Below are 18002 nucleotides of genomic sequence, written 5' to 3' on the forward strand. Positions count from 1 at the left end.
TCACACCATCCCTTCGTCGAGTTCCCCGAGCTCCTCGTCGAGGATGCGGCGCAGGTCCTCCGCGTCCGCCTCGTCGAGGTCCCGGGCGGGTGGCCGGCGGGCACCCGGTGCCGGGGCTGCGGACGGCGGGGGTGCCAGCAGGGCCAGCAGGTGGCCGGCCATCTCCCCCAGCGACGGGTGGTCGAAGACCGTCGACGCCGGCACCGACACCGACAGGTCCCGTTGGATCCGCTGACGGAACTCGATGAGGACCAGCGAGTCCACCCCGACCTCGGCGAAGAGCGTCCGGTCGTCGAGCGGCACCCGGGCCGGCAGCCCGGTGAGCCGGCGGACCACGCCCGCCAGGTAGTCGGTCATCGCCGCCGGGGTGCGGGGCCGGTCCACAGTGACGGGCGCGGCCGGCGACGCGGCGGTCCGGGTCTCGGCGGTCCGGGGCGCGGCCGGGCTCCGGTTCGGGTCCACCACGACCGTGGCGGGCGTGGCGGTGCCGGCGGTGAGGAGCCGGCGCAGGACGGCGGCACCGGTGTCCGGGTCGATCTTGCGGAGCCCGGTCAGGCTCGCGGCCATGCCGTCCCCCGCCCACGGCCCCCAGGCGATCGAGAGCCCCGGCAGGCCGTCGGCCCGGCGGCGGGCGACCAGGCCGTCGAGGTACGCGTTCGCCGCGCCGTACGCCCCCTGACCGCCGCGTTCCTCGACGGCGGTGACCGAGGAGAAGACCACGAAGAACGCCGGGCGGTGTTCCCGGGCGACCCGGTCGAGCACGGCCCCGCCGTACACCTTGGGGTGCAGGACGGTGGCGAACCGCTCGGCGGTCTGACCGCGCAGGACACCGTCGTCGAGGGCACCGGCGGCGTGCACGATCCCGCCCAGCGTGCCGGTACGCGCGACGGCCCGCCGCACGTCGGCCTCCACGGCGACGTCGCCCCGGACGAACTCCACCTCGACGCCACGCCCGCGCAGGTCGTCGAGCACCTGGTCGGGCGGGGTGCCGCGCCCCATCAGGACGATCCGTCGTGCGCCCGCGTCGGCAAGCATCCGGGCCGCCCGCCGGCCCAGCGCGCCGGTGCCACCGGTCACCAGCACCCCCGACCCCGCGAGTTCCACAGGCGTCGGCGGCACGAGCACCAGCTTGCCGGTGTGCCGGGCGCGCTGCATGTACCGGTACGCCTCGGCGGCCCCGGTCATCGGGAAGGCACGCAGCGGCAGCGGGGACAGCTCGCCCGTGTCGAACCGGGGCAGCAGAGCGGCGAACAGGCGGGCGACCACTGTCGGATCCTGCTCGGCGACGTCCCCGAAGTCGAACCGGTGGTACCGCACGTCGGGGCGGACCCGCCGGGCCTGCTCGGCGGTCCAGACGCCCACCCGGCCGAGTTCGACGAACCGGCCGCCGTCGGCCAGGGACCGCAGGCCGGCGGCGATGCTCTCCCCGTTGAGGCTGTTGAGCACCACGTCCACGCCCCGCCCGTCGGTGAGTTCCCGGACGCGGTCGGCGAAGTCGGTGCTGCGGGAATCCAGCACGTGGTCGACCCCGATCCGCCGCAGGACGTCGTGCTTCGGCGCGCTCGCCGTACCGAACACCTCCGCGCCGGCGGCCCTGGCCAGCGCGACGGCTGCCTGCCCGACACCGCCGGCCGCGGCGTGGATCAGCACCCGCTCCCCGGCGCGCAGCTGCGCCAGGTGGTGCAGGGCGTACTGCGCGGTGAGGAACGCCAGCGGCAGCGTCGCCCCCTGCGCGTGACTCATGCCGGCGGGCAGCGCCGCCGTGTGCTCCGCCCGGACGGTGACGTGGGTGGCGAAGGCATGCTCGGTGTACACGACCACGTCGTCACCGACCGCCCGGTCGGTGACCCCGGCCCCCACCGCCACCACGACCCCCGCGCACTCGAAACCGAGCGGGACGTCGGCGGCCCGGGTGATGCCCCGGTCGTCGGCGTAGTGCTCGGCGAGCATGCCGAGGGAGACGAGCACGTCGCGGAAGTTCAGCCCCGCCGCGCGCACCTCGATCTCGACCTCGCCCGGTCCGGGCGGCCGGCGGTCGAGCGGGACCGTCGTCAAAGCGTCCGGGCTGCCGTAGGAGGTGAGGACGAGCCGCGCCGGCCCGGCCGGGCCGGGCGGATCCACCTCGGCGAACACCTCCCGGTGGGCCTGGCCGGCGCGGATCACCAGCCGGTCACCGGAGTCCGCAGCGGCGATCCGGGCCGCGGCCTCGGCCAGGTCCGCCTCGTCCGCCACGTCGACCGCCCGGCAGCCCAGGTCGGGATACTCGGCGGCGACGGTACGCGCGAAGGCCCAGACCGCGGTCTGCGACGGTGCCACCACAGTGGCGTCGACGGGCTGCCCGCCCCGGGTCAGCAGGGTCAACCGGGGCGGGGTGTCCCGGTCGCCCAGCCGGCGCACCTGCCGGAGCAGGGTGTCCAGGAACCGGGTGGTCGCCCTGGCGTCGTCACCCGTCGGCGCGAACGCGACCACGACGTGGGCGGCGCGGTCGCCCTCCTCGCCGAGATCGCCGTCGAGGTCACGTCGGGGGCAGCCGAGTGCACCGGCCACCGCCGCCGCCCACGGGGTGTCCTCGGCGAGCAGCAGCGGTCGCTCCGGCCGGGCCGGGTCGACCGCCCCGGCCGGCTGCCACTCCTGCCGGGCGAACCAGCCGCTTTCCCACCGGGGGGCGGCCAGGGCGTCCCGGTCGACGACCCGGTCCTGGAAGGCTTCGAGGAGACCGACCGGCTCCCCGTCCGGGGCGAGGATCGTCAGGTGCCAGGCGTCGTCGGCGGCCCGCCGGGCGTGCACGTACCGGGCCCGGTGCAGGGCCGGGCCGTCGAGGGTGAGCCGGCCCAGCGCGAAGGGCAGCCGGGCCACGGTGTCCGTCGCGGCCCGCATCGCCTCGGTGAGCTGGAAACAGGCGTCCAGGAGGCCGGGATGCACGCTGTCCGGGCGCGGTGCCGGCGGGTGCGGTTGCGGCGACAGCTCGGCGAACGCCTCGTCGGCACCGACCCGTACCGCCGACAGCCACCGGAACGTCGGCCCGAGGTCGACGCCGCCCGCCGCGAGTCGCCCGTACAGCTCGACCGGGTCGACGACCCGGTCGAGCCGGGACCGGAGCACCGCCGGATCGCGCCGTTCGCCCAGGTCGGGCGGGACGCCCAGCCGTACCTGCCCGACGGCGTGGATGACCGGTCCGCCGTCGGTGACCGTCTCCAGCGTGCACTCCCGCCGGGCCGCCGGGCCGTGCAGCCGGGCCCGGACCCGTACGGTGCCCTCCGCCGGCACGGCGAGCGGGGCGGGGAAGACCAGGTCGACGAGGTCGACGTGCCGGTCCCCGGCCTCGGCGCGGGCCGCGTCGAGGAGCACCGCCAGATGGAAGGCGGCCGGTGCCACCACGTCACCGTGGATCCGGTGCTCCGCCAGGGCCGAGGTCGCCGGGGTGAGCCGGGCCTGGGCCACCAGCATGCCGTCCCCGGTGTCCTCGACGAGATCGGTGAACACACCGTGCTGCGCGCGGGTGGCCGGCGGCGGCTCGGGCAGCCAGTACCGTTCCCGCTCGAACGGGTAGGTCGGCGCGGCGACGCGTACGGTGTCGTGGTCGCCCTCGAACGCCCGCCAGTCGACGTCGACCCCGTGCTCGTAGCACTCGGCCAGGCCGGCGGCCAGGGTCGACCACTCCTGCCCGGGGCGGATGCTCGGCACGAACCGCACGCCCTCCCGATCGGCCAGGCAGTCGCGGGCGAAGCCCAGCAGGACCGGCTTCGGGCCGATCTCGACCAGCAGGTCGGCCCCCGCGTCGGCGGCGTGCCGGATCCCGTCGGCGAACCGCACCGGGCTCACCAGGTGGTCGGCCCAGTACGCCGGCCGGGTCAGCAGCTCCGGGTCGGCGACGCCGTGCACGTTGGCGACGATCGGCAGCCGTGGCCGGCGCAGCGGCACCTCCGCGACGACCTCGGCGAACGCGGTGGCGGCCGACGCCATCAGTGGCGAGTGGAAGGCGTTCGACACCGCCAGCCGACGCACCCGTACCCCGTCGGCCCGCAGCCGCGCCTCCGCCTGCTCGACCTGGTCCGCCGGCCCCGAGAGCACCGTCTCGTGCGGGCTGTTCAGCGCGGCCACGGCCGTCCGGTCGAGATCACCGATGGCGGCGGCGGCGGTCTTCTCGTCCGCGGCGACCGCCGTCATGACCCCGGCGCCCGCCCCGCCCGCCATCAGCCGGCCCCGGGCGACCACCAGGCGCAGCGCGTCGGGCACGGAGACCGTGCCGGCCACACAGGCGGCGGTGAGCTCGCCGACGCTGTGCCCGACGAGGATCGCCGGGGCGACCCCCCACGACTGCCACAGCCGGGCCAGGCCGAGACCGAGCACGAAGAGGGCCGGCTGGGTCCAGGTGGTGTCGGCCAGGTCCGCGTTGGCACCGTCGAACATGACGGTACGGATGTCGGTGCCGGTCAGCTCCCGGATCACCGGCACGCACTCGTCCACCGCCGCCCGGAACACCGCCGAGGTGGCGTAGAGCTGCGCACCCATGCCCACCCACTGGGCACCCTGGCCGGTGAACAGGAAGGCGACCGTCGGTTTCCGCGCCGGGGCGGCCGATGCCGTGGTCCGACGCTCGACCAACCGCTCGACGAGCTCGGTGCCCGTCTCGCCGGTCACCGCCGCCCGTACCGGCAGGTGGGACCGGCCGGTGGCGGCGGTGAGGCACAGCGCCGTGACGTCGACGTCGGCACGCAGGGCGTCGGCGTACCGGTCGAGCAGGACAGCGAGGGCGGCCGGCGTACGCGCCGACACGGGCAGCACCCGGACCGGACGGCGGGGTGCGGTGGTGGCCTCCCGGGGCGGGGGTGGACCGAGCACGAGGTGCGCGTTGGTGCCGCTCATCCCGAACGAGCTGACCCCCGCGTAGCGGCGGTCCGCCGGCCAGGGCTGGTTGCCCGACGGGACGGCGAACGGCGACGCCGCCCAGTCGACGTGCGGGTTCGGCGGTTCGGCGTGCAGGCTTCGCGGGACGAGCCCGTGCGCGATGGCCAGCACCGTCTTGATCACCGAGGCGGCGCCTGCCGCGCCCTCGGTGTGCCCGATGTTCGACTTCACCGAGCCGAGCCAGACCGGCCCCTCGACGGCACCGAAGACCGAGCCGAGCGCGTCGACCTCGATCGGGTCGCCGAGCAGCGTGCCGGTGCCGTGGGCCTCGACGTAACCGATCTCGTGCGGGCCGACACCCGCCCGGCGCAGCGCCGCGTCGATCAGCGCCGCCTGGGCGGCCCCGTTCGGCGCGGTCAGGCCGCTGGCGGGACCGTCGTGGTTGACCGCGCTGCCCCGCACGACGGCGAGCACCGGATCCCGGTCGGCCAGGGCGTCGGACAGTCGCTTGAGCACGATCATCCCGCAGCCCTCGCTGCGCCCGAACCCGTCGGCCGCGGCGGAGAAGGTCTTGCACCGCCCGTCCGGCGACAGCGCGCCGGTCCGGGCCAGGGCCAGCGTGGTCTCGGGTGCGAGCCGCAGGTGCACCCCGCCGGCGAGCGCCACGTCACAGTCGCCGGCCCGCAGCGCCCCGATCGCCTGGTGCATGGCGACAAGCGCGCTGGAGCATCCGGTGTCGACCGCCAGGTTCGGGCCGTGCAGGCCCAGCACGTGCGAGATCCGGCCGGAGGCGAAGCACGCTCCCGTGCCGGTGGCGTCGTACGGGTCGACCACACCGCTGCGCCCGGTCAACCGGTCGACCAGCTTCGCGTAGTCGTTCTCGGCGTACCCGACGTAGACCCCCGTCCGGGAACCCCGCAGCAGCTGCGGTGACTGCCCGGCGTGCTCCAGCGCCTCCCAGCTGACTTCGAGCAGCATCCTGGCCTGCGGGTCGGTGCGGCCGGCCTCCCGGGGCGACATGCCGAAGAAGGCGGCGTCGAACCTGTCGACCTCGGCAACGAATCCGCCCCGCCGGCTGTACATCTTGCCGGGCGCGGCCCGGTCCGGGTCGTAGTAGCGGTCGACGTCCCACCGGTCGGCGGGGATGTCGGTGATGGCGTCCACCCCGTCGACGAGCAGCCGCCAGTACGCGTCGAGGTCCGGTGCCCCGGGGAAACGACACGCCATCCCCACCACGGCGATCGGCTGGTCGGCCCGTTCGAGGCGGCGTTCGAGCGAGTCGATGACCGCGACCGACCGTCGCAGCGCCTCACGCAGCTCAGCCTCGTTCACGTACTCCCCCTCCGGCGTCGGTCCGCAGTGCCTGCTGTGCCCGGAACCGGGTCATCACATGCCCTGGATCTCTCGGTAACCACGATCCACGCGGGCGAGCAGCGCGGCCAGTTCGTCGTCCGCGTCCGGCGCGGTGACCGCCGGCGGGACGGACGGCACGGGGTGCGGTGGCGGCGCATCCGGCAGGCCGAGTTCGGTGCGCAGCCGTTGGACGAGCCGGTCCACCGTCGGGAAGGTGAAGGCCACCGTGGAGGGCAGCCGGACACCCAGCTCCGCCTGCAACCGGGTGCGCAGCTCCAGCACGGTGAGCGAGTCGAAGCCCAGGTCGAAGAAGCCCTCGTGGTCGTCGACCGGCCCACCGATGCGCAGCACGTCGCGTACCACCGCCACCACGTGGTCCCGCAGGGCCGCGGTGTCCTCGATCCGTACCGTCCGCGTGGCGGGCTCCCCGGCGTCGCCCGGCGGGGTGGCCAGTGCGTCGAACATCCCGGGCGGGGCGGTCTCGGCGAGCGTGTCCCGCAACCGCGACCAGTCGGCCGGGGCCACCACCACCCGGGCCGGCACGTCGGGAGCGGCCAGCAGCGCGAGCAGCGTGCCGGTCCCGGCGGCCGGGTCGATCATCCGCAGGCCCGTCGCCTCGTGCAGCGCGGCCTCGCCGGCCGCCATCCCCGACCCGGCCCAGGGGCCCCACGCCACCGACAGCGCGGGCAGGCCCGCCGCGCGCCGACCGGCCGACAGCCCGTCGAGGTACGCGTTCGCGGCCCCGTACCCGCCCGACCCGCGCGTCGGCACCACTGCGGCGAGCGACGAGTAGGCGACGAAGAACCGGGGTTCCAACGGCCGGCTCAGCCGGTCCAGCAGGTGTCCACCGTGCACCTTGACCCGCAGCACCGCGGCGAACCGCTCCGGGGTCTGCTCCTCCAGCGGCCCGTCGTCCAGCACCCCGGCGGCGTGCACGATCCCGGCGAGCGGGGTGGCCTCGTCGAGGGCCCGCCGGACGTCCTGCTCCACCGTGACGTCGCCCCGGACGAGCCGGACGTCCACCCCGTCCTCCCGGAGCCGGTCGACGACCACCCGTGCGGCCTCCGACGGCGCGCTGCGGCCGAACAGCACCAGCTGTCGTACGCCGGCGGCGGCCAGGTCCTGCGCGAGGCGCAGGCCGAGCGCACCGAGACCGCCGGTGACGAGCACGGCCCCGGGTGGCGGCTGCCAGGGCTCGCCGGCGGGGACCGGCAGCGGCGCGAGCGCGGGCGTCAGCCGACGCCCGCCGGCCAGCCGGACGAACCGGTGTCCCGCCGGGGCGGTGAGCTCGGCCGCGAGCAGGCCGGCCCAGTCGTCCCCGGTGGACATCGCATCGTCTCCGGGCGGCGTCGCGTCGTCTCCGGGGGGTGCCGGGTCGTCTGCGGGGGGTGCCGGGTCGTCCCTGGCGGGCGCGACGACGTCGACGGCGAGGCAGTCGAGGGCCGGGTGTTCGGCCTGCACGGTGCGGACCAGGCCCCGGAGGGCACTGTGACCGGGGTCGGGCGCGTCGACGGCCGCACCACGCGTCACCAGCACCAGTCGGGGCGGGGTGGCCCGCGCGGCGAGGTCCCGGGCGACCGACAGCAGCTCGGCGCAGGCGGCTGTCGTCCGCTCCGGATCCCCGCCGGTGGCCGGGGCGGCGTAGACGACGTCGCTGACCCGGGTGTCAGGCGTCAGCCGGCCGGTACGGCACGGCAGGGGCACCGCCCGGGCCAGCCGCTCGGCGTCCGGCCCGACGACCAGCGCGTCGAACGCGCGCGACGGGCCGACCGGCAGCGTCTGCTCCTCCCAGCCGACCTGGACCACGTCGAGCGGGCGCGTCGGGCGGCCCGGGGCGGTGGTGTCGGTAAGCGCCCAGTGGCGTTCCCGCTGGAACGGGTACGTCGGTGCGGCCACGAACCGCCGGCCGGTGGCGTGCTGCCGGGTGACCGCGGTCCAGTCGAGGTCGGCGCCGCTGTCGTGGAGCCGGGCCAGGCTGTCCAGCAGGGTCTGCCGTTCCCGGCCGCCGCGCAGGCTGGGCAGTCGCCGGGCCTCCGGCCAGTCCTGACCGGCGACGCCCAGCAGCACCGGCTCCGGCCCCAGCTCGACAAGCGTGTCCACGCCCGCCTCGCGCAGCGTCCGCACCCCCCGCTGGAACAGCACGGGCCGCATGGCGTGCTCGCGCCAGTAGTCGGCGTCGATCGTCGTGCCGACCGTGCCGGTCAGGTTGGACACCAGGGGGATCCGGGCCGGGTGGTACGTGATGCCCCGGGCGAACGCGGTGAACGGCTCGGCGAAGTCGGCGAGCAGCGGCGAGTGGAACGCGTGCGACACGGTGAGCCAGCGGTGCGTCACACCCTGGGCGGCCAGCGCGTCGAGGACCGGCCGTAGTTCGCTCTCCTCGCCCGACAGCACCGTGCTCCCGGCACCGTTGACCGCGGCGACGGCCGACCGGGACGCCCCGGCCAGGAGCGGTTCGACCTGTTCGACGCCGCACCGGACGGCGACCATCACCCCGGGCGGGCACTGCTGCATGAGGCGGGCCCGCTCGGCCACCAGGCGCAGGGCGTCGGGCAGCGTCAGGATCCCGGCCACGCAGGCCGCCGTGTACTCCCCGACGCTGTGCCCCAGGACGTACTCCGGGCGTACGCCCCAGTCCTGCCAGAGCCGGGACAGCGCGTAACCGACGGCGACCAGCGCGGGCTGGGTGAAGCGGGTCTCGCCGATCAGCTCGCCGGAGTCGGACAGCAGCTCCGTCAGGGGCACCGGGAGCAGCGGATCCAGGACCTCGGCGCACTCCCCGACGGCGGCCCGGAACACCGGCTCGGTCCGGAACAGCTCGGCGGCCATCCCCGGCCGCTGGGCACCCTGGCCGGTGAACAGGAACGCCACCCGGGGGCGCTGTCCGACGGGGCCGGCCGGTCCCGGCCGCCGCAGGGCGGCGTCGAGCTCCTCGGCGGTCGCCCCGACGGCGCACCGACGCCAGGGCAGATGGCTGCGGCCGACGGCGGCGACCAGGGCGAGCGCCGCCGGGTCCGCCCCCGCCCGGAGCTGCCGGGCGTAGGCGTCGGCCAGGTCGGCGAGGGCCTGCGGGTGCCGCGCCGACAGCGGCAGCAGCAGCGGCCCGTCGGCGGGGACCGGACCGGCGACCCGGTCCGCACGGTCCGATTCGGCCTGGTCCGCATGGTCGGGACCGGCCTGGTCCGCATGGTCGGGACCAGCCTGGGCGGGAGGGCCGGCAGGCGTGGGCGGTCCGGCCGGGGGTGGCGGTTCGGCGACGACCAGGTGGGCGTTCGTGCCGCTGAAGCCGAAGGAGCTCACGCCGGCGATCCGGCGGGCGCCGGCCGGCCAGGGTTCGCTGCTGGACGGCACCCGGACCGGGATGTCGTCCCAGTCGATGCGGGGATTGGGCCCGGTCACCAGGGGGGTCGGCGGCACCACCCCGTGTCGCAGCACGAGCAGCACCTTGAGCAGGCCCGCGATGCCGGCGGCGGACTCGGCGTGGCCGATGGCGGCCTTGACCGAGCCGATCCGCAGCGGGTCACGGCGACCGGCGAAGACCACACCGAGCGCGTTGACCTCGATCGGGTCGCCGAGGGCGGTGCCGGTGCCGTGCGCCTCCAGGTATCCCACCGCGTCGGGTTCCACCCCGGCGTCGCGCAGCGCCGCGCGGATCACCTCCTGCTGGGAGGGGCCGTGCGGCACGGTGAGGCCGCTGCTCCGACCGTCCTGGTTCACGGCACTACCGAGGATCAGGCCGAGGACCCGGTCGTGCGGGCCGACGTCCGACGCCCGCTTGAGCACCACCAGACCGCCGCCCTCGGCGCGTACGTAGCCGTCGGCGGCGGCGTCGAACGGCAGGCAGCGCCCGGTGGGCGACAGCATGCCTGCGGTGGTGAGGCTGCGGCTCTCGTGCGGCGTGACCATCCGGTTGACCCCGCCGGCCAGGGCCAGCTCGCAGGTGCCGTCCCGCAGGTGCCGGACCGCGAGGTCCACCGAGACCAGCGAGGACGAACACGCCGTGTCGACCGACATCGCCGGCCCACGGGTGCCGAAGACGTACGCGAGCCGCCCGCTCGCCGTGCTCGGCGTGGCACCGGAGGAGAAGTACCCGTCGACGTCGTCCTCGTGGGTCATGCCCTCGCGGTAGTCGATGTTGCTGATGCCGACGAAGACGCCTGTCGACTCCGGGACCGACCGGCCGGGGACGCCGGCGTCCTCGAACGCCTCCCAGGCCAGCTCCAGCAGCAGCCGTTGCTGCGGGTCGAGGGTGGCGGCCTCCCGCCCGGAGATCCCGAAGAACCGGGCGTCGAAGTCCCGCAGGGCACCGACGAAGCCGCCCGCGTCGACGAAGCTCCCGTCCACCGGCCAGCGGCCGTCCGGCACCGGCCCCAGGGCGCACCCCCCGCCGGCCAGCAGGTCCCAGTACGCCGTCGGGTCCGGTGCGCCCGGCAGCCGGCAGGCCATGCCCACCACGGCGATCGGCTCGTGCCGGCGGGCCGCCGCCGTCTCCAGTTCGTCGATGCGGGCCAGTGCCTTGCGCAGCAGTGGACCGTAGTCGGTACTCATCGGTTCTCGAGCCTCTTCGCCAGCAACGCGGCCACCTCGTCGATCGACTGTTCTTCCACCGGCACCCCGTCGGCCGGCCCGCTGGACGCCCCGTCGGTCGGCCCGCTGACCGGCCCGTCGGACGGGCCGCCGGTCGGCAGGTCGAGGACGGTGAGCAGGTGCTCGGCGAGCCCGGCCACCGTCGGATGGTCGAACACCGCCGTCTGGCCGAGCCGGACGGCGAACGCGCTCTGCAGCCGGTTACGCAGCTCCAACGAGGCCAGCGAGTCCAGGCCGAGGGAGAAGAGCCCGGCGTCGGTTTCCACCTGGGCCACGCCGAGCACCTCCGCGACGATGTCGTGGACGTACCCGTCGGCGAGTTTGCGCCGCTGGTCGGGCGGCGCCTCGCGCAGCCGGTCGGCCAGGCCGGCGGCGTCGGGCCGTGCCACCGGGTCGGCGGGCAGCAGGTCACGCACCGGGCCCGGCGGTGTGGCGTGGTGCGCGGCGTAGCGCGGCCAGGTGTGCGCCAGGACGGCCACCACGCCGTCGTCCGGCGGCGTGGCCAGGATGGCCCGCAGCGCCCCGGTGGCCTCGCCCAGCGGCAGCACGCCCTCACCGAGCCGGTCGAGGCGTTCCTCGATCCCGGCCCGGGCGGTCATGCCAGTCTGCGCCCACGACCCCCACTGGATCGACACCCCGGGGAGCCCGGCGGCACGCCGGGCCGCGGCGAGACCGTCGAGGTACGTGTTGGCCGCCGCGTAGTTGCCCTGCCCGGCGGTGCCGAGCAGCCCGGACGACGACGAGAACAGGACGAAGTGGGTCAGGGGTAGGTGGGTGGTGGCCCGGTGGAGGGCGAACGCGCCACCCGCCTTGGCGGCCCATGCCTGGTCGAAGCGTTCGGGGGTCTGCGTCTCCAGCAGCCCGTCGGCGAGCACGCCGGCGAGGTGGTGCACCCCGGTCAGCGGGGGCATCTCCTGCCCGACCCCGGCCACCAGCGCGGCGACCTGCCCGTCGTCGCTGACGTCGGCGGTGAAGGTACGCACCTCGACGCCTGCGGCGGTGAGCGTGGCGATCCGCTCCCGCGCCTGCTCGCCCGGCTCGCTCCGACCGACGAGGGCGAGGTGGCGTACGCCTGCGGCGACCAGCGTCGTGGCGACCTCGATTCCCAGACCACCCAGGCCGCCGGTGACGAGGTGGGTGCCGCCGGGGTCGATCGTCAGGTCGTCCGGCCGGTCGGTGTCCGGCCGCAGCCGCAGCACCCGGCGTCGCCCGTCGTGCAGCGTCACCTCGTCGGCGACCCGGGCCGCCGTCTCCGCGACGATCGCGTCCGGATCCTCGCCGTGCGCGGGCAGGTCGACCAGGGTCGGCAGGCTGTCGGGACGCTCCTGACCGAGGACCCGGGTGAGCCCCCAGAGCGCGGTCTGGGCGGGGCGCGGTGCACCGCCCCAGGCCTGCCGGGTGAGGACCGTCACCGACGGCGGGGACGGCAGCTCCAGCAGGCTCCGGAAGCAGTCCAGCAGCGACAGCGTCAGGTCCCGGGCCGGGCCGGCGTCGGGGCCCGGGTCGGGACGCTCCGCAGGCCAGGCGAGCAGTACGGCGTCCGGCTGCTCCCGGGACACGGCCCCGGCCAGGTCGGTGGCGTCGGCGACGACCCGGCAGCGCACCCCCTGACGCTCGGCCGCCTCCGCGACGGAGTGCGCCAGCTCGGTGCCGACGGCGATCCACGAGCCGACCCGTGCACCCGCCGGCAGGGCCGTCCGGGTGGTGCCAGGCGGCAGGGCCTGCTCCACCCACACCGGCCGGTACAGCCGACGTCGCCAGCGGGCGGCGTCCGCGTCCCCCGCCATCGCCTCGGCGGTCGCCTGGCGCAGCAGCACACCCGCCATGACGACAAGGACCCGTCCGTCGTCGTCGTAGAGGGTGATGTCCCCGACCAGCGAGCGCGGATCCGGGTCGTCGGTAGGCCGCAGCTCGGCGTGACACCAGGCGCTCCCCGACGTCCCGGCCCGGTGCAGGGTGACCCGCTGGGCGCCGACCGGGATGTACGTGCGCTCGGCGAACGGTCGCGGATAGGTCACCGTGAGCGCGAGCAGGCACGCCTCCAGCAGGATGGGATGCACCGCGTGCAGGTGGGCCGCCGAGGTCACCCGGGCCGGCAGTGCGATGCGGGACAGGCAGCCCGGACCGTCCCGCCACAGCTCCGTGGTGACCTGGAACCACTCGCCGAGGTCGATGAGCCGACCGCGTTCGCCACGGTAGATCTCCTCGGGGGAGACCGGTGTGACGAACCGCCGGCGCAGCGCCTCCAGGTCGGCGACCGGCGATGTCGAGCCGGCCGTGAGGGTGCCGGTGGCGTGCAGGGTCCACGGGCCCGTCTCGACCTCCGACCGGGAGTGGATCTCGACCGCGTGGCCGTCCGCCACCGGCTTCAGCACCACGTGCAGGTCGCGGGTCTCGGTGTCGTCGGCGAAGCGCATCGCCTGGTGGATGAGGAAGTCGTCGAGGGCGGGCCGGAGCAGCCCGATCTCCCCGGCGGCGGCGAAGGCGAGGTCCTGGTACGCGACCCCGGGCATCACCACGCGCCGGAAGATGCGGTGCTGCGTCAACCACCGGGGGTGGCCCGGGTCGACCTGGGAGACGAACCGGATCTCGCTGCTGCCCGGCTGGTCCACCCGCTCACCGAGGAAGACCCCGCCGGAGCGGCCCGGCCCGGTCCGCGTCGTCCGACGGGCGGGCTCGATCCAGTGCCGGGTGCGCTGCCACGGGTAGCCGGGCAACGCGACCGGTTCGCCGCGCCGCCTGTGCACGCCGGACCACGTCACCTGCCGACCGTCCAGGTAGAGCCGGCGCAGCGAGTCCAGCAGCTGTGCGCGTCCGGCGTCCTCGCGCAGGGTCGGCACCACCAGCACACCCTCGCGGGCGGCGAACCGGACCAGGGTCGGCTTCGGTGACACCTCGACGATCGTGGTGACCGCGTGGTCGGCGACGGCGCTGTCCACGCAGCGGGCGAAGTGGACGGTGTCCCGGGCGTGCCGCACCCAGTGCTCGGCGTCGAAGGCCGACACGGCCGCCCCGGTGCGGCCGGCGAGCACCGGAATGCGGGGCGGCCGGTGGTCCACCTGCGCGGCGACCGCGCGGAACTCGTCGAGCATCGGGTCCATCAGCGCGGAGTGGAAGGCGTGCGAGACGCGCAGCCGGTGCGACCGCCAGCCGCGACGGTCCGCCTCGACGCCGACCCGTTCGATCAGCTCGGCGGCACCGGAGAGCACCACCGAGTCATGGTCGTTGACCGCCGCCACGCTCACCTCGACGCCCAGCTCGGCGAGCAGGCCGGCGGCGGCGTCGGGTGGAGCGAGCAGCGACAACATCGCCCCACCGTCGGGCAACGCGTCCATCAGGCGACCCCGGGCCAGCACCAGGCGCAGCGCGTCCGGCAGGGACAGCACGTCGGCGAGGCAGGCCGCCACGAACTCACCCACGCTGTGCCCGGTCACGACGTCCGGCTGTACGCCCCAGGACTGCCAGAGCCGGGCGAGGGCGTACTGCACCGCGAACAGGGCGGGCTGGGCCCAGGCCGTCCGGTCCAGCTCGCCGCCGACCCCGTCGAAGACGAGTTCGCGCAGGTCGGTGCCGGTGGCCCGGCGGACCTCCTCGGCGCACTCGTCGAAGGCCGACCGGAACACCGGGTAGCCGGCGTGGAGGTCCGCGCCCATGCCGACCCACTGGGAACCCTGGCCGGCGAAGACGAAGGCGAGCGCCCCCTCGGCGCGCGGCGCGTGCACGGTCGCCCGCCCCAGCAGCTCCGCCGCCTCCCGGGCGTCGGTGGCGAGCACGGCGACCCGGTAGGGGTGATGGGTCCGCCCGAGCGCCGCCGACCGGGCGATGCCGGCGAGGTCGGCCCCGTCCTGGGTGAGTAGCGCCTGGTACCGGGCGACCAACTCGTGCGCCGCCTCCGGGGCACGGGCGCTGATCGGCAGCAGCACCGAACCGTTCGGCGTGACTGTCGGGTCGGACTCCGGGGCGCGCTCCGGCGCCTGGGTGAGGACGAGGTGGCTGTTGGTGCCACCCATGCCGTGCGAGCTGACCGCCGCCACCCGGTGCCGCCCCGCCGGCCACCGTTCGGTGCCGGTCGGCACCCGCAGCGCGCTGGCCCCGAAGTCGATCTCCGGGTTGGGCGTACGGAAGTGCAGGCTCGCCGGGATCACCCCGTGGTGCACGGCGAGCGCGGCCTTGATCAGCCCGGCGATGCCGGCGGCCTCGTCGAGGTGCCCGATGTTGCTCTTGACCGAGCCGACCGCGACGCTGCCCGGCGCCGCCCCGCCCACCGCCCGCAGGGCCTGGTCGAGCCCGGCCACCTCGATCGGATCGCCGAGCGGCGTGCCGGTGCCGTGCGCTTCGAGGTAACCGAGCTCGGACGCGCGGACCCCGGCGTCGGTCAGGGCGGCGGCCACCACCTCGGCCTGCCGGGCGGCGCTCGGCGCGGTGAAACCGAGCTTGTCCACGCCGTCGTTGTTGACCGCGGAACCGGCCACCACGGCGTAGATGCGGTTGCCGTCGGCGATCGCCGCCGAGAGCCGTTTGAGCAGCACGACGCCGCAGCCGTTGCTGAAGATCGTGCCGGACGCGTCGGCGTCGAAGACCCGGCTCCGGCCGTCCCGCGAGCGGATCAGACCGTCCTCGTAGAGGTAGCCGGCGGCCTGCGGCACCACCACCGACACGCCACCGGCCAGGGCGAGGTCGCACTCGCCGGCCAGCAGGGCACGTCGGGCCAGGTGCACCGCGACCAGCGAGCTGGAACAGGCCGACTGCACGTTGATGCTCGGCCCGCCGAGGTCGAGCCGGTAGGAGACCCGGGTCGGCAGGTAGTTCCGGTCGTTGCCCAGCTTCACCATGAACTGCTGGGTGTCGGCCTCGGTGAGCGGCCGGTCGGCGGCGTAGCCGAAGTGCGGCACCAGGTTGTTCACCAGGTAGGTGCTGATGCTGCTGGAGGCGTACACCCCGGTACGCGAGCCGGCCGGCACCTCACCGGCGTCCTCGAACGCGTCGACCGCGCACTCCAGGAAGATCCGGTGCTGCGGGTCCATCAGCGCGGCTTCCTTGGCGTTGATGCCGAAGTACGCCGCGTCGAAACACTCGGGGTCGGCGATCGGGCCCGCCATCCGGACGAAGTCCGGATCGGTCGACAGCGCCGGATCCTGGGACCGGACGTCCTCGTCGGAGCACTCCACGATCGCGTCGACGCCGTCGCACAGGTTGCGCCAGAACGTCGCCAGGTCGGGAGCGGCCGGGAAGCGGCCGGCCATGCCGACGACGGCCACCCGGTCGTCGTCGGCGCCGCCGGCCCGCCGCACGGCGACCGGTCCGGCGTCGGTGACTGTCGGGTCGTCCCCGCCGAGCCGCCGGGCCAGCGCCCGGATGGTCGGGTACTCGACCAGGTCGGTCGCGCCGACGCGGAGCCCCAACTCGGTGGTGAGCCGCCGCCGTACGGTGATCAGCTGGGCGGACACCCCGCCGAGGTCGAAGAAGCTGTCCCGGACCCCGACGTCGTCCAGCCCCAACTCCTCCCGCCAGATCGCGGCGATCCGGCGTTCCAGCTCGCTGCGCGGCAGGGCGGTGGCCGTCGGTGCCGCGCGGACCAGCCGGTCCGGCGGTCGCAGGCGGTCCCGGGCCGTCTTGCCGCTCGCGGTGAGCGGCAGCTCGTCGACCACCGCGAAGCCGTACGGCTGCACCGCCACCGGCAGTCGTCCGGCGACGATCCCGGGCACCTCGCGCAGGACGTCCCCGGCGACCGCGTCCTCGCGGAGCACGACGTGTACGACCAGCCGCGACCGCCCGTCGATCTCGTGCAGCGCTGCGGCGGCCTGGTGGACAGCGGGGTGGGCGCAGGCGGCGGCCTCGATCTCGGCCGGCTCGATCCGGACCCCGTTGACCTTGAGCTGGGCGTCGACCCGGCCCTGGTGCACCAACCCCGCGTCGGTGCGGCGGGCCAGGTCACCGGTGCGGTACCACCGTCCGGAGAGCCCGGGGGGAGTGGTGAACCGCTCGGCGGTGAGCGCGGGCTGGTCGCGGTACCCGGGGGCGACGCCGGCCCCGCCGACGTACAGCTCACCGGGCTCGCCGGCGGGGACCGGCCGGTGCTGCCCGTCGAGGAGCGCGACCTCGACGTTGTCGATGGGCCAGCCGATCGGGGCGATCAGCGGCCACCGCGTCACGTCGTCGGGCAGCGTGGCCACCGTCGCGTCCTGGAACTCGGTGGCGCCGTAGTGGTTGTGCAGCCGCACCCCGGTGCGTCCGGCGAGGACGCGCATCGGTTCGGTGAGCCGCAACTGCTCGCCCGTGGTGACGATGTGCCGCAGCGCCGGCGGCTCGGGCAGCTGCACGGCGGCCTCGGCGAACTGCGTCAGCGCCGGTACGGGGAGGAACACCCGCTCCACCCGCTGCGCCGCGACGAAGGTGGCCAGGGCGTACGGATCCCGGCGGTGGCCGTCGTCGGCGACGACGAGCGTGCCACCGAGGCAGAGCGCGGAGTAGATCTCGTGGAAGGAGAAGTCGAAGCTGACGGCGCACACCTGGAGGGTCCGCGACCCGTGCACCCCCGGTCGGGCGCTCTCGTGCCAGCGGAGCAGGTTGACAAGTGCCCGGTGCGGCATCGCCACGCCCTTGGGACGTCCCGTCGATCCCGAGGTGTGGAGCAGGTAGGCGGCCGCGTCGGGGTCGTCGTGGTCGGGTGCCCGCAAGGTGTCGTCCGGGGTCCACCACGAGGCGTCGAGGCGGTGCAGCCGCCCGTCACCCATGGTGGACGCCAGGCCCTCGGGGCCCGTCCCGGCGTCGTCGGGGACGAGCAGGGCCGCCGGGTCGGCGTCGGTGAGCAGGTGACGATGGCGTTGCGCCGGGTCGGCCGGGTCGAGCGGCAGATAGGCGGCGCCGGTCGCCATGATGCCCAACTCGGCGGCGAAGAGGGCGGCTCCGCGTGGTATCCGGACGGCGACGACGTCGCCCGGACCCACACCGAGCCGGCGCAGCCGGTCGGTGACCGCGGCGGCGAGCCGACGCAGCGCCGCATAGCTGGTCTCGCCGGTGGCGTCGACGACCGCGACGTCCCCGGGGTGACGCTCGGCGGCAGCGGCGAACATCCCGTGCACGGTCTCCCCGGTACGGGTGACCTCCGGTCCGCTCAGGACCTGGTCCGGCCCCGCGAGGCTGCCGGTGGCGGACGTCCGGTTCCTGGCACCGCTCACGATTCTCCCCCCGTTCGTACCAGCGCTCGGTGATCG

The 18002-nt window shown here is 75.5% G+C and carries 3 protein-coding genes; all 3 read right to left on the reverse strand.

Going from position 1 to position 18002, the window contains the following annotated elements; genetic code table 11:
• The 3 genes from AC0AIB_RS02310 to AC0AIB_RS02320 are packed head-to-tail and all read right to left on the reverse strand — an operon-like array spanning position 1 to position 17966.
• Positions 1 to 6180, reverse strand: a complete 6180-nt coding sequence (locus AC0AIB_RS02310; RefSeq protein ID WP_465095889.1) for a type I polyketide synthase — start codon at positions 6178 to 6180, stop codon at positions 1 to 3.
• 54 nt (positions 6181 to 6234) lie between these two features.
• Positions 6235 to 10749 (reverse strand): type I polyketide synthase, encoded by a 4515-nt coding sequence (locus tag AC0AIB_RS02315; RefSeq protein ID WP_465095890.1) that lies wholly within the window; start codon positions 10747 to 10749, stop codon positions 6235 to 6237.
• Positions 10746 to 17966, reverse strand: coding sequence for an amino acid adenylation domain-containing protein (locus AC0AIB_RS02320; RefSeq protein WP_465095891.1), 7221 nt, complete (start codon positions 17964 to 17966; stop codon positions 10746 to 10748). Before AC0AIB_RS02320 ends, AC0AIB_RS02315 begins: the two co-directional genes overlap by 4 nt.
• Positions 17967 to 18002 lie beyond the last annotated feature (36 nt).

The sequence above is a fragment of the Micromonospora sp. DSM 43699 genome (assembly GCF_055517075.1).

Bases quoted from the DNA above. Each gene is read 5' to 3' on its own strand.
- AC0AIB_RS02315 (WP_465095890.1), bottom strand. From the start codon at position 10,749: ATGAGTACCGACTACGGTCCACTGCTGCGCAAGGCACTGGCCCGCATC.